Source organism: Aurantimonas sp. DM33-3, assembly GCF_014334315.1.
Lineage (GTDB): Bacteria > Pseudomonadota > Alphaproteobacteria > Rhizobiales > Rhizobiaceae > Aurantimonas > Aurantimonas coralicida.
In genome coordinates, this window is sequence record NZ_JACSGS010000002.1 from 200,980 (window position 1) to 222,112 (window position 21,133).

19 protein-coding genes are annotated in these 21,133 nt (G+C 67.1%); 12 read left to right on the forward strand and 7 right to left on the reverse strand.

Features of this window, described 5'->3' with window-relative positions; genetic code table 11:
• The first annotated feature begins 27 nt into the window (after window positions 1-27).
• On the forward strand, window positions 28-492 hold the full coding sequence (gene ptsN / locus H9Q09_RS03715; protein ID WP_009211069.1) for a PTS IIA-like nitrogen regulatory protein PtsN: 465 nt from the start codon (window positions 28-30) through the stop codon (window positions 490-492).
• 92 nt (window positions 493-584) lie between these two features.
• On the opposite strand, the gene H9Q09_RS03720 is transcribed toward ptsN, so the two are convergent.
• The 6 genes from H9Q09_RS03720 to H9Q09_RS03745 all read right to left on the reverse strand — a co-directional run bounded on the left by H9Q09_RS03720 (window position 585) and on the right by H9Q09_RS03745 (window position 5,215).
• Entirely contained in the window at window positions 585-839 is a 255-nt protein-coding gene (locus H9Q09_RS03720) for a DUF1150 domain-containing protein (RefSeq protein ID WP_024349478.1), read from the reverse strand.
• Window positions 840-877: 38 nt separating this feature from the next.
• Window positions 878-1,312 carry an Hsp20 family protein gene (locus tag H9Q09_RS03725; protein WP_024349477.1) on the reverse strand — a complete coding sequence of 145 codons (435 nt, stop codon included), beginning with the start codon at window positions 1,310-1,312 and terminating at the stop codon, window positions 878-880.
• A gap of 224 nt (window positions 1,313-1,536) precedes the next feature.
• Entirely contained in the window at window positions 1,537-2,043 is a 507-nt protein-coding gene (msrB, locus tag H9Q09_RS03730; protein WP_024349476.1) for a peptide-methionine (R)-S-oxide reductase MsrB, read from the reverse strand.
• Between the two features lie 225 nt (window positions 2,044-2,268).
• Entirely contained in the window at window positions 2,269-2,841 is a 573-nt protein-coding gene (locus H9Q09_RS03735) for a fasciclin domain-containing protein (RefSeq protein ID WP_009211072.1), read from the reverse strand.
• A gap of 171 nt (window positions 2,842-3,012) precedes the next feature.
• Window positions 3,013-3,447: an alternative ribosome rescue aminoacyl-tRNA hydrolase ArfB gene (arfB, locus tag H9Q09_RS03740; RefSeq protein WP_009211073.1), complete on the reverse strand. Its 435-nt coding sequence runs from the start codon at window positions 3,445-3,447 to the stop codon at window positions 3,013-3,015.
• A gap of 157 nt (window positions 3,448-3,604) precedes the next feature.
• The gene (locus H9Q09_RS03745) at window positions 3,605-5,215 is read right to left on the reverse strand and encodes a phosphoenolpyruvate carboxykinase (protein WP_187389933.1); all 1,611 of its coding nucleotides are present in this window, start codon (window positions 5,213-5,215) and stop codon (window positions 3,605-3,607) included.
• A gap of 363 nt (window positions 5,216-5,578) precedes the next feature.
• Between H9Q09_RS03745 and H9Q09_RS03750 the strand changes: the two genes are divergently transcribed.
• The 6 genes from H9Q09_RS03750 (at window position 5,579) to H9Q09_RS03775 (ending at window position 10,299) form a co-directional block, all read left to right on the forward strand.
• Window positions 5,579-6,058 (forward strand): pyridoxamine 5'-phosphate oxidase family protein, encoded by a 480-nt coding sequence (locus tag H9Q09_RS03750; RefSeq protein ID WP_228239135.1) that lies wholly within the window; start codon window positions 5,579-5,581, stop codon window positions 6,056-6,058.
• Window positions 6,059-6,354: 296 nt separating this feature from the next.
• Window positions 6,355-7,056 carry a response regulator transcription factor gene (locus tag H9Q09_RS03755; RefSeq protein ID WP_009211076.1) on the forward strand — a complete coding sequence of 234 codons (702 nt, stop codon included), beginning with the start codon at window positions 6,355-6,357 and terminating at the stop codon, window positions 7,054-7,056.
• Between the two features lie 19 nt (window positions 7,057-7,075).
• Complete coding sequence (locus H9Q09_RS03760) at window positions 7,076-8,899, forward strand: sensor histidine kinase (RefSeq protein WP_187389935.1); 1,824 nt, start codon at window positions 7,076-7,078, stop codon at window positions 8,897-8,899.
• The gene (locus H9Q09_RS03765; protein ID WP_187389936.1) at window positions 8,896-9,354 is read left to right on the forward strand and encodes an HPr kinase/phosphatase C-terminal domain-containing protein; all 459 of its coding nucleotides are present in this window, start codon (window positions 8,896-8,898) and stop codon (window positions 9,352-9,354) included. The genes H9Q09_RS03760 and H9Q09_RS03765 overlap by 4 nt, the downstream gene beginning before the upstream one ends.
• A gap of 187 nt (window positions 9,355-9,541) precedes the next feature.
• A complete protein-coding gene (locus H9Q09_RS03770) occupies window positions 9,542-9,943 on the forward strand; it encodes a PTS sugar transporter subunit IIA (protein ID WP_009211079.1) in 402 nt (133 codons plus the stop codon).
• 68 nt (window positions 9,944-10,011) lie between these two features.
• A complete protein-coding gene (locus tag H9Q09_RS03775; RefSeq protein WP_187389937.1) occupies window positions 10,012-10,299 on the forward strand; it encodes an HPr family phosphocarrier protein in 288 nt (95 codons plus the stop codon).
• Window positions 10,300-10,320: 21 nt separating this feature from the next.
• On the opposite strand, the gene H9Q09_RS03780 is transcribed toward H9Q09_RS03775, so the two are convergent.
• Window positions 10,321-12,144, reverse strand: coding sequence for a hypothetical protein (locus H9Q09_RS03780; RefSeq protein ID WP_187389938.1), 1,824 nt, complete (start codon window positions 12,142-12,144; stop codon window positions 10,321-10,323).
• Window positions 12,145-12,345: 201 nt separating this feature from the next.
• On the opposite strand from H9Q09_RS03780, the gene ahcY reads away from it, so the two are divergent.
• The 5 genes from ahcY (at window position 12,346) to H9Q09_RS03805 (ending at window position 21,079) form a co-directional block, all read left to right on the forward strand.
• Window positions 12,346-13,746, forward strand: coding sequence for an adenosylhomocysteinase (gene ahcY, locus H9Q09_RS03785; RefSeq protein WP_024349467.1), 1,401 nt, complete (start codon window positions 12,346-12,348; stop codon window positions 13,744-13,746).
• 393 nt (window positions 13,747-14,139) lie between these two features.
• Complete coding sequence (locus H9Q09_RS03790) at window positions 14,140-16,734, forward strand: PAS domain-containing sensor histidine kinase (protein ID WP_246715987.1); 2,595 nt, start codon at window positions 14,140-14,142, stop codon at window positions 16,732-16,734.
• Window positions 16,731-18,299 (forward strand): tRNA (adenosine(37)-N6)-threonylcarbamoyltransferase complex ATPase subunit type 1 TsaE, encoded by a 1,569-nt coding sequence (gene tsaE / locus H9Q09_RS03795; RefSeq protein WP_187389939.1) that lies wholly within the window; start codon window positions 16,731-16,733, stop codon window positions 18,297-18,299. Before H9Q09_RS03790 ends, tsaE begins: the two co-directional genes overlap by 4 nt.
• Window positions 18,300-18,316: 17 nt before the next feature.
• Window positions 18,317-19,060 (forward strand): nucleotidyltransferase family protein, encoded by a 744-nt coding sequence (locus tag H9Q09_RS03800; protein WP_187389940.1) that lies wholly within the window; start codon window positions 18,317-18,319, stop codon window positions 19,058-19,060.
• A 153-nt stretch (window positions 19,061-19,213) separates the two neighbouring features.
• A complete protein-coding gene (locus H9Q09_RS03805) occupies window positions 19,214-21,079 on the forward strand; it encodes an EAL domain-containing protein (protein ID WP_187389941.1) in 1,866 nt (621 codons plus the stop codon).
• Window positions 21,080-21,133 lie beyond the last annotated feature (54 nt).

Consider the following 21,133-nt stretch of genomic DNA (forward strand, 5'->3'; position numbering starts at 1 on the left):
CGCTACGCAGGATAAGGCATCGCAGCGATGGACTTCGAAACGCTCATCGAACCGGCGGCGATTCTGCCCGGCTTGCGAGCCAATTCCAAGAAGCAGGTGCTTCAGGAATTGGCCGAGAAGGCCGCGGAGATCACCGGACTCACCGAGCGCGAGATCTTCGAGACGATCCTGCAGCGCGAGAAGCTGGGCTCGACGGGCGTCGGCAACGGCATCGCCATCCCGCATGGCAAGCTGCCGACGCTCGACCGGATCGTGGGGGTGTTCGCGCGCCTCAGCCGTCCGGTGGAGTTCGACGCTCTCGACGATCAGCCGGTGGATCTCGTCTTCCTGCTTCTGGCGCCCGAAGGTTCGGGCGCCGACCATCTGAAGGCCCTGTCCAAGGTGGCCCGGCTGCTGCGCAATCCGGACACCGTGGCCAATATCCGCGGCTCGCGGGATGCCGGCTCGATCTATTCGCTGATGACGGCGGCCGCGACCCAGAACGCCGCCTGAACCGGGCAGCTCCGGCTTTTATCCTCGACAACAAAAAGGCGGGCCTGCACATGCAGACCCGCCTTCTTGGTTTTCAGCGTGACGCGCTGCTGTCAGTGGGTGCTGACGGTCTGCAGCTCGTTCTCGTCGGCGCTCGCCAGGATGCTGCCGCGGTCGTCGGAGACTGCCAGCGGCGTGCCGTCGGCGGAGAACAGCGCCCACAGGTTCAGGCCCGGCTCGATCGACTTGGCAGCCGGGAAACGGGCGCGCATGTCGTCGGAGGACATGCGGCGCAGATAGGCGAGGTGTCCCTCGCCAACGGCCGCGAGGTCGGTCTCGCTCATGGTCGAAGCGATGTCATGGGTCATGGGACGTCTCCTTTCTAGGCAAACGTAGGCAGTTCGGGTCAGTCGGCGACCGCGATCTGGATCTTCTTGACGACTCGCTCGGGTTCCGGCTTGGCCAGATCCACGAGCAGGAGGCCGTTCTTCAGGGTTGCGCCGGTGATCCGCATGCCGTCCGCGAGCAGGAAGCATTTCTGGAATTGCCGCGCCGCGATGCCGCGATGCAGATATTCGCGCTCCGCATCGTCGGTCTGGCGACCACGGATCATCAACTGGTTCTCTTCCGTCGTGACCTCCAGATCCTCTGGACTGAACCCCGCCACCGCCAGGGTGATGCGGATCAGGTCCTCGCTCTTGGCGTCGGTCGGCTTCGGACGGATGCGTTCGATGTTGTAGGGCGGATATCCGTCGCCGCCCTTGGCGATCCTCTCCAGCGTCTTTTCGACACTGTCGAAGCCAAGCAGCAACGGGCTGGAAAACGGCGTCATTCGGCTCATCGGTCGTGAAGTCCTTCGGAAAGCGACTTTCGGTGGCAGCGGCCCTGACAGGCACCGCTCCGGCCAATGCACTCCATATGGCGTCGCCCCCCGCTCCATTCAATCGTTCGCCGTTCCGCATCCGGTTCGCCGGTTGATCCGCATCGTCGCACCGCTTCCTTGCCAAACGAAAAACGGCGGCCCGCTCGCGCGAACCGCCGTTCCGTCAATCCGCCACGAACCGGTCAGGAGGCCGTGGTCGGACCGGGTCGGAAGTTCAGCGCCACGCCGTTCAGGCAATGGCGCTTGCCGGTCGGTGCCGGGCCATCGTCGAAGATATGGCCGAAATGGCCGCCGCAGGTGGCGCAATGGACTTCGGTCCGCGTGTAGATCAGCCGGAAATCCTCGCGAGTGCCGATCACGTCGTCCGACAGCGGGGCCCAGAAACTCGGCCAGCCGGTACCGGAATCGAACTTGGTCTCGGACGAATAGGCCGGCGTGTCGCAGCCGGCGCAGGCGTAGAGACCGGACTTCTTGTTGTCGTTCAGCTGGCTGGAGAAGGGCCGTTCGGTCGCCTCCTCGCGCAGCACCGCGAACTGGTCCGGGGTCAGGAGCTTGCGCCACTCCTCCTCGGTCCTGGTAACGGGGAAGGTCTCGTCCTTGGCGTGGGCGCCGGCGCGGAAAAACAGGCTTCCGCCGATCGCCGTCACTGCCAGGGCGGCCGTGCTTGCCAGGAAGTTTCGTCTGCGCATGGGACATCTCCTTCTGTGGGCCGGCTGATGTGATCCGCGCGGCGGGCGCGCCGCGGCGATCCCTTGCCGATCGCCGCCATTCACCGGATATGGCTCGCTTCGCTATCGCATGCCAGCTTGTTACGCAGAAGTGACAGACGACATATCCCGCGCCGGTGACGGCGCGGGAGATCGGGTGGCGGGACCGCCGCAATCGGGGGAAGGTCGGCGGCCCGCCGGAGCCGATTACATGGACGGCATCAGGACCGTGTCGATAACGTGCACGACACCGTTCGACTGCATGACGTCGGCCTGGATCACCGTTGCGGTGTTGCCGGCGGCGTCCATGACGACGATGTTGTCGCCGTCCATGCCGAGCGTGATGTTCTCGCCGGCGACGGTCGGTGCCGGGTGCTTGCCGCCATCATCCTCGATCATCTTCATCGCCGCTTCCGACGACGCCTTGGCCGGGACCACGTGATAGGTCAGGATCTTGGCCAGCTTTTCCTTGTTCTCCGGCTTCAAGAGATCATCGACGGTGCCGTCGGGCAGCTTCTCGAAGGCCTCGTTGGTCGGCGCGAAGACGGTGAACGGGCCTTCGCCGGAGAGCGTCTCGGCCAGACCGGCGGCCTTCACGGCGGCGACCAGCGTCGTCAGGTTGGAGGCGGCGGAAGCGTTCTCGACGATGGTCTTTTCCGGGCTCATCTCGGCGCCGCCGACCATCGGCATGTCCTGCGCGAAGCTGCCGGCGCTGAAGCCGACGGTGCCTGCTGCAACGAGCGAGGCGATGGCGGCCGAACGGATAAGGGTCTTGATCATATCAATAGTCTCCCAGTGAAACTTGGATTTCCGTGGAAATCTCGGTTCCTCCCGGTCAGGAGGATACGGGAGATACGAAGGGTCGGGCCGCGCGGCTTCGAAAGATGCGATCACGGCTGCGTCAGTCGAACTTGACCGGTAAAGTGCCGGCCGGCCCCGGGTTTCGCCGGCTCAGTCGTCGACCCGTCCGCGCAGGTTCTTGATCTGGGAGCGGCCCTTCTTGGCCTTCAGGCGCCGCTCGACCGAGCCCTTGGTGGGGCGGGTCTTGCGCCGCGGCGGCAGGGGCGGCTTCAGCGCTTCGCGGATGAGCGCGGCCAGACGCTCACGCGCATCCTCGCGGTTGCGCTCCTGGCTGCGGAAGCGTGACGCCTCGATCAGGACGTCGCCGTCCTTGGTCGCCCGTTGCCCGGCGAGCCGCAGCAACCGGCGCAACGTATCGGGATAGAGCGCGGCCGACTGGGCGGCGGCAAAGCGCAACTGGACCGCGGTCGAGACCTTGTTGACGTTCTGTCCGCCCGGTCCGCCGGCGCGGATGAACTGCTCCTGCAGGTCCCCGCCGGAAATCGTCACGCGCTCGTTGATGATCAGATCGTGATCGCCGGCCATGCCCTGCCCCGTCTGCGACCGGCGGCCGCGTCCCGATGGGCATCGATAGCGCTGCCGGCTCCGGGCGGCAATGCGGCGGCGCGCGAATGGGTTCCGGAAGATCGCTGGAGTCCCCGCCGGCGCCACGCAGTCTGGCGACGCCGACGGAACGACGATGCTATTCGGCGGCGAGCGCCTGGGCCGGGGCCGCCTGCATCACCTCGACATCGACGTGATCCTCGAACTTGGCGAAGTTCGACCGGAACATCGAGACCAGCCGTGCTGCCTGCGCGTCGTAGGCGGCCTTGTCCGTCCAGGTGGCGCGCGGATCGAGAATGGTCGTATCGACCCCCTCCACCGCGACCGGCACCTGGAAGCCGAAATTCGGATCGGCGCGGAACTCGGCATCCTTCAGGCTGCCGTCAAGCGCCGCCGAGAGCAGCGCGCGGGTCACCTTGATCGGCATGCGGTGGCCGGTGCCGTAGGCGCCGCCGGTCCAGCCGGTGTTGACCAGCCAGCAATCGACCTGATGCTGGGCGATGAGATCGCGGAGGAGATTGCCGTATTCGGCCGGATGGCGCGGCATGAACGGCGCGCCGAAGCAGGTCGAAAAGGTGGCCTCCGGCTCGGTCACGCCCTTTTCGGTGCCCGCCACCTTGGCGGTGTAGCCCGACAGGAAGTGGTACATGGCCTCGGCCGGGGTCAGCCGGGCGATCGGCGGCAGCACGCCGAAGGCGTCGGCCGTCAGCATGATGATGTTGCGCGGATGGCCGTCGACGCCGGTGTCGCTGGCATTGGGGATGAAGTGCAGCGGATAGGCGGCGCGGGTGTTCTCGGTCAGCGATCCGTCGTCGAAATCGGGCACGCGGTTCTCGTCGAGAACGACGTTCTCCAGGACGGTGCCGAAGCGGCGGGTGGTCGCGAAGATTTCCGGCTCGGCCTCGGGCGACAGGCGGATGGTCTTGGCGTAGCAGCCACCCTCGAAGTTGAAGATGCCGTTTTCGCCCCAGCCATGCTCGTCATCGCCGATCAGCGTGCGGCGCGGGTCGGCGGAGAGCGTGGTCTTGCCCGTGCCCGACAGGCCGAAGAACACGGCGCCGTCGCCGTCCGGCCCGACATTGGCCGAGCAGTGCATCGGCATCACGCCCTTCTCGGGCAGGATGAAGTTCAGCGCGGTGAATACCGACTTCTTCATCTCGCCGGCATAGGAGGTGCCACCGATCAACACGATCTTGCGGGACAGATCGACGCCGATGACGGTCTCGGTGCGGCAGCCGTGGCGCTCGGGATCGGCGCGGAAGGACGGCAGGTCGATGATGGTCATCTCCGGCACGAAGTCGCGCAGCTCGTCCTGCGACGGCCGGATCAGGAGATTGCGGATGAACAGCGAGTGCCAGGCATATTCCGTGACGACGCGCACGCGGATGGCGTTCTCGGGGTCCGCGCCGCCGATCAGATCCTGCACGAAGAGATCACGGCCGGCGGCCGCGGCCTGAAAATCCTCACGCAGCCGTTCGAAGGCCTCGGGCTCCATGGCGGCATTGTTGTCCCACCAGACGGCCGGGTCGGTCATCTCGTCGCGGACGATGAACTTGTCCTTGGCCGAGCGGCCGGTGTGCTTGCCGGTGGTCGCCACGAAGGCGCCATGCGCCGTAAGCCGGCCTTCGCCACGGCGGATGGCGGTTTCGATCAGTTCCGCTTCGCCGAGGTTCCAGCGCACGGACGACAGGCCATCGAGGCCGGTCGTCTCGATTCCGCAATCAGGATTTCTCGTGCCGATCTCGTCCACTGTCGTCTCCTTGCCGGAAGCCCGCGTCTGCCAGGCCAGCGCCCACCATGTTTGCCGCGCGTCCACTAACTACCCAGCGACTTCCAACAAGCAAGCCCTCCGGGCGGAAAATCGACAATCAGAACAGTCACTTAATCGATTAAATCCGGGCACCTCCCGATATGATCGATTTAAATCGCGGCGGGAGAGCGGCGACATGGCGTGGTCGCTGCGGCATGGCGGACCTGTCCGTCCGGACGCCTCTTCCGGGCTTGCATGATCAGCGCGACCGCCGCGATCGCGCTGGCACCTTTCCCGGTCCGCTGCATTGTCCCATTCGAGAGCACCGGTTCCGGTGCAGGAAGCATGCGACAGGAGAACCCCATGACCACCAGCGACATCGACAAGTTCTGGGAGACGATCGGCAATTTCGACACCTGCATGGTGGTGACCCGCGACGGCGGCCGGATGCGGGCGCGCCCCATGGCGCTGCGCCTGCGCGGCGACGACCGGAAGCTCTATTTCCTGACCGAGCGCATGACCCACAAGGTCGAGGAGATCGCGCTCGACGACGATGTCGCCTGCACCTTCTCCAAGCACGGGCAGTACATGTCGCTGTCGGGACGTGCGGAAGTGGTGGGCGACCGGTCGCTCGTCGCCGATCTGTGGGATGCCTCCGCCGAAGCATGGCTACCGGAGGGCAAGAACGATCCCGACGTGGTCGTTCTCGTCGTCGATCCGGACTCGGCGGAAATCTGGGACGTGAAAGCCAGCAAGATCACCCAGGCCTGGGAGTTCGCCCGCGCCTATGTCGGCGGCAAGGAGCGGCCGCAGATCGGCGAGCAGCGCAAGGTCGATCTCTAGGGCCGCCGAGCCACCACCCCGCGACCGGCAGGTCCGCGGGGCGGTGCCGGACACAGGACGAAGCCGCCGCGCGGGACGCCGGCCGGCCGAAAACTTCCGCTACGTCTTTGTAATTTTCCAATCCCGCCACATTTATCGCTGATTGGCGCTGCCGATGGCGCGTTCCCGGTTGCGGAACGCATCAGCAGAAGGGACATCTGCTTCGACGGCCGCGACCAGTGATCCTGCCGGGCGCGGCCGAGCCCCTCTTGCGACACGCACGTCGCTGCGAGGGACGGAAACTGGAGAAGATCGCAATGCCAACCATCGCCCTTGTCGACGACGACAGGAACATTCTCGCGTCGGTCTCGATCGCGCTGGAGAATGAGGGCTACCGGGTCGAGACCTACACCGACGGCGCGTCCGCGCTGGAGGGCCTGCAGTCCCGACCGCCGAATCTCGCCATCTTCGACATCAAGATGCCGCGCATGGACGGGATGGAGCTGCTGCGGCGCCTGCGCCAGAAATCCGATATCCCGGTCATCTTCCTCACCTCCAAGGACGAGGAGATCGACGAATTGTTCGGCCTGAAGATGGGCGCCGACGATTATATCCGCAAACCGTTCTCGCAGCGCCTGCTGGTCGAGCGGGTGCGGGCGATCCTGCGGCGCGGCGCGCCGCGCGAGGCGGCCAAGCCCGGCGGCCCGGTGCCCGAATCCTCGCTGGAGCGGGGCCAGCTGGTGATGGATCAGGAACGCCACACCTGCACCTGGACCGGCCATCCGGTGACGCTGACCGTCACCGAATTCCTCATCCTGCACTCCCTCGCCCAGCGGCCCGGCGTGGTGAAGAGCCGCGACGCCCTGATGGACGCGGCCTATGACGAGCAGGTCTATGTCGATGACCGCACCATCGACAGCCACATCAAGCGGCTGCGCAAGAAGTTCAAGGCGATCGACGACGACTTCGACATGATCGAGACCCTCTACGGGGTCGGCTACCGCTTCCGGGAAGCGTGAGCGGGCCCTAGAAAGGTCGATGGTGTCCATCAGCGAAACAGAAGCCGGCGATGGCGGTTCGGAGCGGCGCAACCGACGGCGGCGCGAGGCGATCGTGCGCGGCCGCCTGCGCCGGCTGCCGTTCATCCGCCGGGTGCTCTACCGCACGCGCTGGCTGCTCGGGCACACGATCTTCTCGTCGCTGACGCGGCGCATCGTCTTCCTCAATCTCGTCGCGCTGATCGTCCTCGTTTCGGGCATCCTGTATCTCAACCAGTTCCGTGCCGGGCTGATCGACGCCCGGGTCGAGAGCCTCCTGACCCAGGGCGAGATCATCGCCAGCGCCATCGCCTCGTCGGCGACGGTGGAGACCAACTCGATCACCCTTGACCCCGAGCGTCTTCTGGAACTCCAGGCCGGCGACACGCTGGCGCCGAGTGCCGATTCCACCGACAGCCTCGACTTTCCCATCAATCCGGAACGGGTCGCGCCGCTGCTGCGACGACTGATCTCGCCGACCCGCACCCGGGCGCGTCTCTACGACCGCGACGCCAATCTCATCCTCGATTCCCGGCATCTGTATTCGCGCGGCCAGATCCTGCGCTACGACCTGCCGCCGGTCGCGGTCGACGAGGAGCCCGGCTTCGGCGAGATGCTGGCCGACTGGTTCCAGCAATTGTTCCAGCGCCGCGACCTGCCGGTCTATCGCGAGACGCCGGGCGGCTCGGGCGCCGCCTATCCGGAGGTGATGAACGCCCTGACCGGCGGCCCGGCCACGGTGGTGCGTGCGACCGAGGGCGGCGAGCTCATCGTCTCCGTCGCCGTGCCGATCCAGCGCTTCCGGGCGGTGCTTGGCGTTCTGATGCTGTCCACCCAAGGCGGCGACATCGACAAGATCGTGCAGGCCGAGCGGACCGCCATCGTGCGGACCTTCGCCGTCGCCTCGCTGGTGACCATCGTCCTGTCGATCCTGCTCGCCTCGACCATCGCAACGCCGCTGCGGCGCCTGTCGGCGGCCGCGATCCGGGTGCGACGCGGCGTCAACGAACGGACCGCGATCCCGGATTTCGGCGACCGTGCCGACGAGGTCGGCAATTTGGCCACCGCGCTGCGCGACATGACCAATTCGCTCTATGCCCGCATGGACGCGATCGAGACCTTCGCCGCCGATGTCAGCCACGAGCTCAAGAACCCGCTGACCTCCTTGCGCAGCGCCGTCGAGACGCTGCCGCTGGCCCGCACCGACGCCTCGCGCGAGCGCCTGCTCGACATCATCCAGCACGATGTGCGCCGGCTCGACCGGCTGATCACCGACATTTCGGATGCCTCGCGCCTCGATGCGGAACTGGCCCGCCAGATCGCCAGCAAGGTCGACCTCGCCCAACTCCTGCGCGCCGTGGTCGAAGGCGCCCGCAGCCAGTCCAAGCCCGACCGGCAGGTCTCGATCACATTCGACAAGCAGGCGCTGCCCGGCTCGATCAAGGACGGCTACGTGGTGACCGGCCACGATCTGCGGCTCAGCCAGGTCTTCACCAACCTGATCGAGAACGCCCGCTCCTTCGTGCCCGAAGCCAACGGCCGCATCGACGTCCTCCTGCGCCGTCGCAACAGCCGCGTCGTCATCGTGGTCGAGGACAACGGCCCCGGCATCCAGGCCGAGATCATCGACCGGATCTTCGAGCGCTTCTACACCGACCGGCCCTCGGCCGAGGCCTTCGGCCAGAATTCCGGCCTCGGCCTGTCGATCAGCCGGCAGATCGTCGAAGCCCATGGCGGCACGATCCGGGCGGAGAACATCGCCGACAGCGATGCGCCGAACGGCGTCGCGGGTGCGCGGTTCATCGTCTCCTTCCCGGCCGAATGAGGGAGCCGCTCAATCTCCACGGCTGCGCGATCCGGATCGGCGATCTCGGCATTCTGATCCGCGGCCCGGCGCGCAGCGGCAAATCCTCTCTGGCGCTGTCGACGCTGCGTCGCTGCAGTGCGTTGAACCTCGAAGCACTGCTGGTGGCCGACGACCGCGTCGTCGTCGCCCAGGATGGCGGCAACGCCGTCTCGATGTCGGCGCCGGCAACGCTGGCCGGGCTGATCGAGGTCTCCGGCATCGGTATCCTGCGGGAGCCCTTCGCGGCCTCCGCCCGCCTCGGCCTCGTCGTCGATCTGGTCGATCCGGCCGGCATCGAGCGCCTGCCGGAGCCCCGGACGGCGGAGATTCTCGGACGGGCGATCCGGCGTGTGGAACTGCCGGCACGCGAGGCCGGCTTCGGCGCCGATATCCTTGCCTCGCTGGTGCTTTCACCGCCCGTCAACGACGTCTGAGACAATGGTGACCGGCAAGTACGCAGCGCGTGATCATTTAACTTGCGTATCCGCCGAAGGATGGCGAGGATGCGCGCCCGTGGAGGTCGGCTTTGCCGCATCTCCCGCAGCAGATATGCGGCCGAACGGCCCAGCAGTTCAGGGAGGCCGCCGCGATGCCGGGCCAGACTAGCGTGAGGGACGGCGTATGATCGGTCTGGTACTCGTGACCCATGGCCGGCTTGCCGATGAATTCCGTCACGCGGTCGAGCACGTCGTCGGCCCTCAGGACGCGTTCGAGACGATCTCGATCGGCCCCGAGGACGACATGGAGCAGCGACGCGTCGATATCGTCGAGGCCGTCGCCCGGGCGGAACGCGGCGCCGGCGTAATCATTCTCACCGACATGTTCGGTGGAACGCCCTCCAACCTCGCCATCTCCGTCATGGACGGCAATCGCGTCGACGTCCTGGCCGGCGTCAACCTGCCGATGCTGATCAAGCTGGCCAGCGTGCGCGAGGAAAAACCGCTGGCGGTCGCCCTCGTCGAGGCGCAGGAAGCCGGCCGCAAATACATCAACGTCGCCAGCCGGGTCCTGAGCGGCAAGTGAGCACCAATGCCGGCACTCCGAGCGATACCGATTGCCCCGCCCCGGCCGATGCCGGCAGGCCCAGTTCCATGACCCGGTCCGACACCCCGCCACCCCGCACCCTGACCATCGTCAACAAGCGCGGCCTGCATGCCCGCGCCTCGGCGCGCTTCGTGCAGACGGCCGAGGCGTTCGATGCCGAGCTGACGATCTCGCGCGACGGCATGACCGTCGGCGGGCAGTCGATCATGGGGCTGATGATGCTGGCCGCCAGCAAGGGCACGACCATCGAGGTCGCCGCCACCGGCAATGACGCGGACGCCGCGCTCGATGCGATCGAGAACCTCGTTGCCAACCGTTTCGGCGAGGACAGCTAGCCGCGCTGCCCCTACGCCCGGTCAGTCGGCGGACGGCACCGCGTCGCCGGGCGCGCTTGCGGCTGCATCTTCTTCGCTGATGTCCGGCGTCGGTACGGTGCTCGTGCCCTCTTCGCCCGTGCTGCCTTCTTCAGCCTCTTCGTTTCCGGCCTGCCCCGCCTCCGGGGGAGCAGCGGGAATGTCCGCGCCCTCCGTTCCAGCCGCTTCGCCGCTGTCCGGTTCCGGTTCGGCGCCGGGGGCATCCGGCGCCTCGGCGATCAGCAGCTTCCACAGATCGGCGGTGGCGGCCTTGGCCCGCTCCATCGGCAGGATGAAGCGGCCGCTATTCACCGCTGCTACCAGATCGTCGCGCAGGCCAGCGGCAATGCGGTCGCCGCCGGCCGCGGCGATGGTCGCCCAGCCATAGGCCCGCATGCCGTTGCGCGGCGTCTCGATGCCTTCGTAATAGCCGAAGGCCAGCCGCCGGATCGCCGCCCAGTCGCGCTGGCCGAAGGCCGCGACTTCCGCCGCGTGACGGGCTTCGCCGGCGGGCGTCCGGCGCCAGCGCAGCTGCGCATCGTCCTCGGCGGCCGCCACCTCTTCCGGGCTGAGACGCCCCTGGACCGCCGCGAGACTGTCGTCGGCGATGGCGATCCCGTCGGCCCGCGCCAGCAGCAGCGCCACATAGGCACCGCGCAGGCCGTCCTGCGGGATCGCGACGCGCGGGTTCAGCGCCAGCGCACGGGCGAGAAGCCCGATGGCCGCCCGGTTGTCCTTTTCCACCGCCGGCAGGAGGATCGTCACCGCCCGCACGATGTCCTGCGGCACGCCGCGGCCGGCGATCAGGGCGTCAGCCGTCGTCAGCACCGCGGCAAGGTCCGCATCGGGTCCCGACACGAGGGTATCGGGATCGAGCAGCGCGATAGCCGGCGCCGGCCCGGCGGCAACCGACGGTGCGAGCGCCACGATCTCGGCGGCGCCCACCGGTGCATCGCCGGTCAGGCGGGCGAGATCGAAGGGCGCGGCGGGCTGCAGCCGCAGGCTTAGCCGGTCCGGCTTTGCCAGGAACGCCTGCACGCTTGCAGACCACTCGCGGGCCATGGCCTGCAATCGCGGATCGGGCGCGCCCGGCATGTCGGCAAACACCGCCGCGACGCCGATGCCGGCCATCATACCGGCGGTGCCGCGAGCCTGATCGGCCGTCATGCCCTGCATGGCGCCGACGACATGGTAGAGCGCCTCCACCAGCCCGGCATCGGTAAAGCTCGCCTCCGCCGATTGCAGCCGGCCTGCCAGCACCGGATTGTCGCTTCCCGGCCCCCCCTCGAACTCGTCCAGCGGCAGGAGGATGTGGAAGCCGCGGAGGTCGGCGGACAGGTCGAGGGTTCCCACGCCATCGATCGCGACCGACGCCTGCAGATCGTAGTCGGCGGCCGCGACGTCGGTGCGGCCGGCCACGACGATGTCGCCGGTCAGGACCTCCCGGTCGAGCTGCTGCAGGACGGCCCGCACGGGCGGGTCGAGGGGCAGCGCGCGTGTGCCGACGGCCACGGATTCATAGACCGCCTGCTCGGCGGACAGGCGCATCTGGCCGATCTCCGCGGTGAAATCGTCACGGCGGATCTTCAGACCGGTCACGATCAGCGCCTGTGTCACATCGTCGTAACGGCGCGCGTCGTAGGTGATTTCGGCGACACCACGGCCCGCATAGAGGGCGAGGTCGAACAGATAGGGCGAATAGGGCAGCGCGAACTCGAACAGGCTGCCCGCAAGCGCCCCCTCGCTGCCACCGGCCGCCTCGGCGGGACCGTTCGCGACAAGGAGCCCGCACAGGCCCGCAGCCAGCATGCCAGACCTCAGGCCCATCACCGTCTCCTCCTCCCGCGCATTGCCGCGGCAGGCTATCCCCAAAACCGGCGCGGGCAAAGCGCGGCGCATCCAATCAAGACATAAGCAAATGTTTATGTCCCCTTGTCCGAAAGGCTCAAGACTGGTAGATCGCTGCCAATGCGACCGGGGGAAACCCCGGCCGACCACCCGATTTCCCACCGTACGAATGGATTGCACATGGCCAACGCACAGGATTACGTCGTCAAGGATATCTCCCTCGCCGCCTACGGCCGCAAGGAACTCGACATCGCCGAGACCGAGATGCCGGGCCTGATGGCCTGCCGCGAGGAGTTCGGCAACGACAAGCCGCTCAAGGGCGCGCGCATCACCGGCTCGCTCCACATGACGATCCAGACCGCCGTCCTCATCGAGACGCTGCGCGATCTCGGCGCCGACCTGCGCTGGGCTTCCTGCAACATCTTCTCGACCCAGGACCATGCCGCCGCGGCGATCGCCGAGGCCGGCATCCCGGTCTTCGCCATCAAGGGCGAGAGCCTCGAGGAATACTGGACCTACACCGACGCCATCTTCCAGTGGCCGGATGGTGAGCCGTCCAACATGATCCTCGACGATGGCGGCGACGCCACGATGTACATCCTGCTTGGCGCCCGCGCCGAAGCCGGTGAGGACGTGCTGTCCAACCCGGGCAACGAGGAGGAGCAGATCCTCTTCGCGCAGATCAAGAAGCGCATGGCCGCCACCCCGGGCTTCTTCACCAAGCAGCGCGACGCCATCAAGGGCGTGACCGAAGAGACCACCACGGGCGTCAACCGCCTGTACCAGCTGCAGAAGAAGGGCCTGCTGCCCTTCCCGGCGATCAACGTCAACGACTCGGTCACCAAGTCGAAGTTCGACAACAAGTATGGCTGCAAGGAATCGCTGGTCGACGGCATCCGTCGCGCCACCGACGTGATGATGGCTGGCAAGGTCGCCGTCGTCTGCGGTTACGGTGACGTCGGCAAGGGCTCGGCCGCCTCGCTGCAGGGCGCCGGCGCCCGCGTGAAGGTCACGGAAGTCGACCCGATCTGCGCGCTGCAGGCCGCTATGGACGGCTTCGAGGTCGTTCAGCTCGAGGACGTCGTCTCCAGCGCCGACATCTTCATCACGACGACCGGCAACAAGGACGTCATCCGCATCGAGCACATGCGCGAGATGAAGGACATGGCGATCGTCGGCAACATCGGCCACTTCGACAACGAGATTCAGATCGACGCGCTGAAGAATCTCAAGTGGACGAACATCAAGCCGCAGGTCGACATGATCGAGTTCGCCAAGGGCAACCGCATGCTGCTGCTGTCGGAAGGCCGCCTGCTGAACCTCGGCAACGCCACCGGCCACCCGTCCTTCGTGATGTCGGCATCCTTCACCAACCAGGTGCTGGCGCAGATCGAGCTGTTCACCAAGGGCGAGAAGTACGGCAACGAGGTCTACGTCCTGCCGAAGCATCTCGACGAGCGTGTTGCCCGTCTGCATCTCGCCAAGCTTGGCGCAAGGCTGAGCGAGCTGTCCGCCGAGCAGGCCTCCTACATCGGCGTGGAACAGCAGGGCCCATACAAGCCCGAGCATTACCGCTACTGATCCCACCCGGACACCGGGCCCGAATCAGACGAACCGCCGGGGCGCAAGCCGTCCCGGCGGTTTTTTCTTTTCCGCCGGCCGCGTTGTTGTGGATTGCGCAGGATTCCGCAGTGGCTACTATGTCCGAATCGCGGCTGCCGGTGGGTGGACCGGTCGCTGCGTCAGCGTTTCTTTGCGTCTCGTCAGGGCACTTCCGGTGTTCTGGCTTCGGCCCCGGCTGACTGCGAATCCGACATTCGCATCGCCATTCCGGGCCTCCGGCAGCGGCGGTGCGTGCGGTATGGCGCCTGCGGCCGGGACAAGGACGCCGGGATACGCTGGCTGACACGAACGGGGACTGACGGAATGAACGAGGGGTGTGGATCCGGGCGCGGCGGCGCTTTCCGGACACGAATGGATTCTTGCGACGGTCGCCGTACCGCAACGGCAGACCGGCACGCGCATACACCCGCATCGCCATCCCGGCGGCGGGCCATCGGCTCCGGCCTCGCAATCCTGGCACTGGCTCCCACGCCGGCCTCGGCCCAGCTCCTGTCGCTGGCGGGCGGCGTCGACACCATGCTGGGACCGGCCGACATTCTCTATCTGGCCCTCGTCGCCATGCTGATCGGCGCCTCGATGCTGAGCGCGGTCTTCCTGATCCGCCAGCGCGCCGCGACCGCCACCGAGAACGACATGCTGCGCGCCAGCCTGGCCGAAAGCCGGGCCGAAGCCGAAGCCCGCACCATGCTCCTGACCGCCGGCGAAGAGCGGCTGCTCGTCTATTCCGGCCCCGGCGCGCCGGAAATCCTCGGCGCCCTGCCCGGCCCCGCTGGCGCCCCGGTCGAGGAAAAGCGCTTCCTATCCTTCGGCGACTGGATGGCCGCCGACGTCGCGCTGCGTCTGCAGACCGCGATCACCGCGCTGCGCCATGGCGCCGAGCCCTTCAGCATCGAGATCGACCTGCCCCATGGCCGCCTGATCGAAGCCTCGGGCAAGACCATCGGCGGGCTCGCCGTCGTCCGCTTCGTCGCCCTGGAAGGCCTGCGCGAGCGCGTCCGCGAGGCCGAGATCGCCAGCGCCGATGCGCTCGCGATGATCGAGACGATGCAGAATCTCTTCAACGCCGCGCCGATCCCGGTCTGGCTGCGCGACCGCAACGGCCGCCTCGGCTGGGTGAACAACGCCTATGCCGCCTCGGTCGACGCAAAGGAAGCGGCCGACACGCTGGAGCGGCAGGTGGAGTTCCTGTCGGAGCAGGATCGCCTGACGATCGCCGCGCGCCTGTCCGAACAGGCCGTCTTTTCCGACAAGCTCTCGACCGTGGTCGCGGCCGACCGCCGCAATTTCGCGGTGGTGGAAGCCACCGGCCCGCTCGGCTCGGCCGGCCTTGCCATCGACGTGTCGGAGACCGAGCAGGTCCGCATGGAGCTGCGCCAGACCATCAACAGCCAGTCCGAGACCCTCGACCAGCTCACCACGGCAGTTGCCCGCTTCGACGACAAGACGCGCCTGACCTATCACAACGCCGCCTTCCAGCGCCTGTTCGACCTGACCAATTCCTATCTGGAATCGGAGCCGGACCATCTGGCCCTGCTCGACCATCTGCGCACCCGCGGCATCCTGCCGGTGGAGAAGCTGTTCCGCAGCGAGATCCAGGACCAGGACCTCGCCGCCTACCGGGCGACCGAGCCGACCGAAACGATGTGGCATCTGGCCGACGCCCGCACGCTGCGCGTCATCGCGACGCCGCAGCCCCAGGGCGGCGCCACCTGGATCTTCGAGGACATCACCGAGAAGCTCGATCTGGAAAGCCAGGTGAAGGCCACGGTCCAGCTGCAGCGCGAGACCATCGACTATCTGTCGGAGGCCGTCGCCGTGTTCGGCAGCGACGGCCGCCTGCGGCTGTCCAACCCGTCCTTCGCCGAGCTGTTCGGGCTGAAGCCGGACTACCTCCTGTCGCGGCCGCGCATCCACACCCTGTCCGATCTCGCCAGCGTCGCGATCCGCCGCACGATCTCCGCCGCCGACACCGATGGCACGGCGTCCGCCGTCGGCGGCTGGCCGCTGTTCTGCCAGTCGGTCACCGCCTTCGACGAAACCCGCCGCGACACCGAGACCGGCGAGATGACCCTGTCCTCCGGCCGCACCATCGCCTTCGCCATCGTGCCGCTGCCGAACGGCCAGACCATGCTGACCTTCTCCGACATCTCCGACGCGCGTCAGGCCGAACGGATGCTGCGCGAGAAGAACGAGGCCCTGGAACAGGCCAACCAGATCAAGAACGACTTCGTCCAGCACGTGAACTACGAGTTGCGTTCGCCGCTGACCAACATCATCGGCTTCTCGGCGCTGCTGCGGTCCACCGAGACCGGGCCGCTCAACGAACGCCAGAGCGAGTATCTCGACTACATCGCCGTCTCCACCAGCTCGCTCCTGACCATCGTCAACGACATTCTGGACCTCGCCACGGTCGATGCCGGCATCATGGAGCTCGACCTGTCCGAAGTGGACATCGTCAGCACCGTCGAGCACGCGGCCGACGGCATCAGGGAGCGGCTGGAAGAGGCCGAGGTCACGCTGCGGATCGATCTCGACAAGGCCGGCGAGACCTTCATGGCCGACAGCCACCGTCTCACCCAGATCCTCTTCAACCTCCTCTCGAACGCGGCGAATTTCGCGCCGGCCGGCACCGCCGTCGACGTCGTCGCCACACGCGGCCCGCGCGCCATCTCCTTTGCCGTCACCGATCGCGGTCCTGGCATTCCGGCGGACCAGATCGACCGGGTCTTCGAACGCTTCGAATCCAATCCGGCGGGCGGACGCCATTCCGGCGCCGGGCTGGGCCTGTCCATCGTCAAGAGCTTCGTCGAACTGCATCGCGGCACGATCTGCATCCAGTCCGCACCGGACGAGGGAACGACGGTGATCTGCGACTTCCCGCTCGACCCGGCCGCCCCGCTGCGCCACGATGGCGACGATCAGGCCTTCGAGGACGCCGCCGAATGAGCGCCACACGCCCGGCAACGATCGCGAGCGACGCGCCGGACGCGCTCGTGGAGATCGCCCGCATTCCGCTTGCCGACGAAGCCGCCACGCTGCGGCTCGGCGGCGACCTGGCGCTGGCCCTGGCGGCGGGCGACGTCGTCGCGCTGATCGGTGATCTGGGCGCCGGTAAGTCGACGCTGGCACGCGCCGCGATCCGCACCCTGGCCGACGACCCGGAGCTCGAGGTGCCGTCGCCGACCTACACGCTGGTGCAGCCCTACGAGACGAACCCGCCGGCGGCGCATCTCGACCTCTACCGCCTGTCGGGCGACGACGAACTGGACGAGCTCGGCTTCGAGGAGATGGCGCGGGACAACATCGTCTTCGTCGAATGGCCGCAGAACGCGCCGTCGGCGCTGGCCGCGGCCTCGGTGACGGTCACGCTGGACAATGCCCCCGGCGGCGGCCGGACCGCGCATGTGAGCGCCGACGCCGAGGCGGCGCCCCGCATCCTGCGTTCGCTGGCAATCCGCAGCTTCCTCGCCGAAGCCGGCTGCGCCGAACAGCCCCGCCGCCGCTTCAGCGGCGATGCCTCCAGCCGCCGCTACGAGACGGTGGACAGGGACGGCCGGACGCTGGTGGTCATGGACGCTCCGCGCCAGCCCGACGGCCCGCCCATCCGCGACGGCCTGCCCTACAGCCGCATCGCCCATCTCGCCGAGGACGTGGCGCCCTTCGTGGCCGTGGCCAATGCGCTGTCCGCTGCGGGCTTCGCGGCGCCGCGGATCCACCGCGCCGACCTCGACGCCGGCCTCCTGCTGATCGAGCATCTGGGCAGCGAGACCCTGCTCGACGCCGATGGCCGTCCGGTCCCCGAACGCTACGAGGCAGCGGCAGCCGCGCTCGCCGCCCTGCACGGGAGCCGCTGGGACCCGGTCATGCCGGTGACGGATAGCGTTCGTCACACGTTGCCACCCTATGATCGCCGTGCCATGCGCATGGAAGTCGACCTCCTGCCCGACTGGTATCTGCCCCATGCCCGGCATCGATCGGCCAGTCCCGACGAGACGGCGCGCTTCGCGCAGATCTGGAACGGCCTCTTCGATGCGCTGGACAGCGCCGAGACCAGCCTGGTGCTGCGCGACTTCCATTCGCCCAACATCATCTGGCGCCCGGCTGAAGAGGGGCTGGCCCGGATCGGCCTGATCGATTTCCAGGACGCGCTGATCGGCCCGGCAGCCTACGATCTCGCCTCGCTGGCGCAGGATGCCCGCGTTGACGTGCCGGCCGAACTCGAGGCGCGGCTCACCGCGCACTACGTCTCGCTGCGCGCCAGGGACGCCGGTTTCGACTCCGCCGGTTTCGAGCGCGCCTATGCAATCATGGCGGCCCAGCGGGGATCCAAGATCCTCGGTATTTTCGTGCGATTGCTGGAACGCGACGGCAAGCCGCAATATCTCCGTCACATCCCACGGATTAAAGCCTATCTGGCGCGCACGCTCGACCACCCGTCCCTGACAGCCCTGCGCGATCTGTACCAAGACTGGGGCGTCCTCGACGAGGCACCGACGCAGCGCCCCCTTTGAGCCCGGACAAGAGCCGCATGACCCTGTCGACCACCCCGTCCTTCAAGCCCAAGACCGCCATGGTTCTGGCCGCCGGCCTCGGCAAGCGCATGCGGCCGATCACTTCGACCATTCCCAAGCCCCTCGTCGAGATCCGGGGCAAGGCGCTGATCGATTACGGGCTCGATGCGCTGGCGCGCAACGGCGTCGAGCGCGTCGTCGTCAACGTGCATTACATGGCCGATCTGATGCGGGCGCATCTGCGCAAGCGCAAGGACATGGAGATCATCGTCTCCGACGAGCAGGACGAGTTGCTGGATTCGGGCGGCGGCATCGTCAAGGCGCTGCCGGAGCTCGGATCCGAGCCCTTCTACGTGATCAATTCCGACACGTTCTGGATCGACGGCTACCGCGACAATCTCGACCTGATGGCGCATCTGTGGAACCCGGCGCGCATGGACATGTCGCTGCTGATCGCCGACATGCAGCAGGCCACCGGCTACGACGGCAAGGGCGATTTCGTCATGGATGTCGAGGGCCGGCTGACCCGCGTCGAGGAGCGCGACATGTCGCCCTTCATCTATGCCGGCGTGGCGATCATGAAGCCCGAGATCTTTACCGGCATGAAGCCGGAGAAATTCTCGCTGAACCGCGTTTTCGACGATCTGATCGACGCCGACCGCCTCTATGGCGTGCGGCTTGGCGGCCTGTGGATCACGGTCGGAACGCCCGGCGCCATCCCGCTTGCGGAGGCCGCCTTCATCGCCAGCGCCGCCGCGTGACGAATTGCGCAGTCATCAACGGTTTACCGTTGCAAAACAAACAGATCGCCTCGCTGAACACTTATTTGTGTTTGCATTCCGAGGTCTGCCGTTGAGCCTTTTCTAACGCCCCGGCCCGCAGAGTGCTGGCCGAGCACAGGACGGGTGGACTCGATGCGGACAGACGGTCATTTCGCGCTGCAGCAGTTGCAGACCGAAATCCTCGAGGCGATTGCCCTGGGTTCGCAATTCGACGTCATCGCCAACCTGCTGTGCACGCGCGTCGAGAGCCTGGCGCCCGGCGTGACCTGCTCCATTCTCCTCGTCGATGAGAACCGCCGGCTGCACTCGCTGGCCGCCCCGTCGCTGCCGGCGCATTACTGCGAGGCGCTGAACGGCCTGGAGATCGGGCCCGGCGTCGGCTCTTGCGGCAGCGCGGCGTTCAGGGGCGAGCCGGTCGAGGTCACCGACATCGCCACCGACCCGCTCTGGTCCAGCTTTGCGCGGCTTGCCCTGCCGCTGGGCCTGAGGGCCTGCTGGTCGAGCCCGATCTCCGATTCCTCCGGTCGCGTGGCCGCGACCTTCGCCTTCTATTATCCGGTCCAGCGCGGACCGAGCGCGTTCGAGCGCCAGATCGTCGATGCCTGCGTGCATCTGTGCACGATCTCCATCGCCCACACGCAGATGCAGCAGCACAACCATCACCTTGCCTATTTCGACCAGCTGACGAACCTGCCCAATCGCCGCTGCTTCGACGAGGCGATCACCACGCTAGCGCTCGGCGCCGCGCCGAGCTTCGCGCTGATCCTCGTCGATATCGACCATCTGAAGTCGATCAACGATTCCATGGGCCACATGGTCGGCGATCGGCTGATTCGCGAGGTCGCCCAGCGCCTGCGTGACAGCGACTCCGCGGGCGTCAGTGCCGCCTACCGGCTGAGCGGCGACGAGTTCGCGGTGGTCTGCGATCGCTGCCGGGACCATGACGAACTTGCCCGGATCGCCCACACGATCCGCCAGCGCATGAGCGCGCCCTTCGAGTGCAACGGCAACATGATGGTGCCGCAGGTAACGCTCGGCGGCGTCGTCTACGGTCCGGACGGAAGCGACGCCGAAACGCTGCGGCAGAACGCCGATTTCGCGCTCTACCATGCCAAGGAGACCAACCGCGGCAGCTACGTCGCCTTCGACGCCGGCCTGCGGACGACGATCATGCAGCGGGTCGAAACCATCCGCGAGGTGGACCAGGCGCTGTCTGAAGATCGGATCCTGACCTACTACCAACCCGTGGTCCGGCTCGACACGGCCGAGATCGTCGGTCTCGAAGCGCTGGCGCGCATGGTCATGCCCGATGGCCAGATCGTCGCCGCGGGCGCCTTTTCGGCGGCCTTTTCCGACAACAAGGTCGCCTCGCGCATCAGCGAGCGCATGTTCGCGCAGATCGCCCGCGATCTGGCGACATGGATCGCCCGCGGCCTGCCGATCCAGCATGTCGGCATCAATCTCGCCCCGGCCGATTTCGAATCCGGCGATCTGGAAGCGCGGTTCCTCGCGCCCTTCAAGGCGGCCGGCGTGCCCTATCATCACCTCGTCGTCGAGGTCACCGAGAACGTCTTCCTCGACGGTCTCGGCGAGGATGTCGCCGAGAGCCTGGCGCGGCTTCGCAACCTCGGCATCCTCGTCTCCCTGGACGATTTCGGCACCGGCTTCGCCTCCCTCACCCACCTGCTCAAGCTGCCCGTCGACATCATCAAGATCGACCGCTCCTTCGTCGACCAGATGCTCACCGATGCGCCGAGCAGCGCGATCGTCGAGGGGCTGATGGGCATCGCCGACAAGCTAGGAATGCGGGTTGTGGCCGAGGGGATCGAGAATGCCGGGCAGGCCGAACGGTTGAACGAGCTCGGCTATGTTCTCGGCCAGGGCTACCATTTCGCCCGCCCCGCTGATTTCAACAGCACCACCGACCTCCTGCAGCTCTTCGCCCAGCGCCAGTCGCAATCGCCGGTCGTCGCGAAGGGCTGGGCCGAGGCGTCCTGAAGCCAGCAACACGCGCCGCAAGGAACCGCCGCGAACGCCGCTAGACCCCGCTGC

Excerpts from the sequence above, each read along its gene's own strand:
- ptsN (WP_009211069.1), top strand. The coding sequence starts at position 28 with ATGGACTTCGAAACGCTCATCGAACCGGCGGCGATTCTGCCCGGCTTG.
- H9Q09_RS03720 (WP_024349478.1), bottom strand. The coding sequence starts at position 839 with ATGACCCATGACATCGCTTCGACCATGAGCGAGACCGACCTCGCGGCC.
- H9Q09_RS03725 (WP_024349477.1), bottom strand. The coding sequence starts at position 1,312 with ATGAGCCGAATGACGCCGTTTTCCAGCCCGTTGCTGCTTGGCTTCGAC.
- msrB (WP_024349476.1), bottom strand. The coding sequence starts at position 2,043 with ATGCGCAGACGAAACTTCCTGGCAAGCACGGCCGCCCTGGCAGTGACG.
- H9Q09_RS03735 (WP_009211072.1), bottom strand. The coding sequence starts at position 2,841 with ATGATCAAGACCCTTATCCGTTCGGCCGCCATCGCCTCGCTCGTTGCA.
- arfB (WP_009211073.1), bottom strand. The coding sequence starts at position 3,447 with ATGGCCGGCGATCACGATCTGATCATCAACGAGCGCGTGACGATTTCC.
- H9Q09_RS03750 (WP_228239135.1), top strand. The coding sequence starts at position 5,579 with ATGACCACCAGCGACATCGACAAGTTCTGGGAGACGATCGGCAATTTC.
- H9Q09_RS03755 (WP_009211076.1), top strand. The coding sequence starts at position 6,355 with ATGCCAACCATCGCCCTTGTCGACGACGACAGGAACATTCTCGCGTCG.
- H9Q09_RS03760 (WP_187389935.1), top strand. The coding sequence starts at position 7,076 with ATGGTGTCCATCAGCGAAACAGAAGCCGGCGATGGCGGTTCGGAGCGG.
- H9Q09_RS03765 (WP_187389936.1), top strand. The coding sequence starts at position 8,896 with ATGAGGGAGCCGCTCAATCTCCACGGCTGCGCGATCCGGATCGGCGAT.
- H9Q09_RS03770 (WP_009211079.1), top strand. The coding sequence starts at position 9,542 with ATGATCGGTCTGGTACTCGTGACCCATGGCCGGCTTGCCGATGAATTC.
- H9Q09_RS03775 (WP_187389937.1), top strand. The coding sequence starts at position 10,012 with ATGACCCGGTCCGACACCCCGCCACCCCGCACCCTGACCATCGTCAAC.
- H9Q09_RS03780 (WP_187389938.1), bottom strand. The coding sequence starts at position 12,144 with ATGGGCCTGAGGTCTGGCATGCTGGCTGCGGGCCTGTGCGGGCTCCTT.
- ahcY (WP_024349467.1), top strand. The coding sequence starts at position 12,346 with ATGGCCAACGCACAGGATTACGTCGTCAAGGATATCTCCCTCGCCGCC.
- H9Q09_RS03790 (WP_246715987.1), top strand. The coding sequence starts at position 14,140 with ATGGATTCTTGCGACGGTCGCCGTACCGCAACGGCAGACCGGCACGCG.
- tsaE (WP_187389939.1), top strand. The coding sequence starts at position 16,731 with ATGAGCGCCACACGCCCGGCAACGATCGCGAGCGACGCGCCGGACGCG.
- H9Q09_RS03800 (WP_187389940.1), top strand. The coding sequence starts at position 18,317 with ATGACCCTGTCGACCACCCCGTCCTTCAAGCCCAAGACCGCCATGGTT.
- H9Q09_RS03805 (WP_187389941.1), top strand. The coding sequence starts at position 19,214 with ATGCGGACAGACGGTCATTTCGCGCTGCAGCAGTTGCAGACCGAAATC.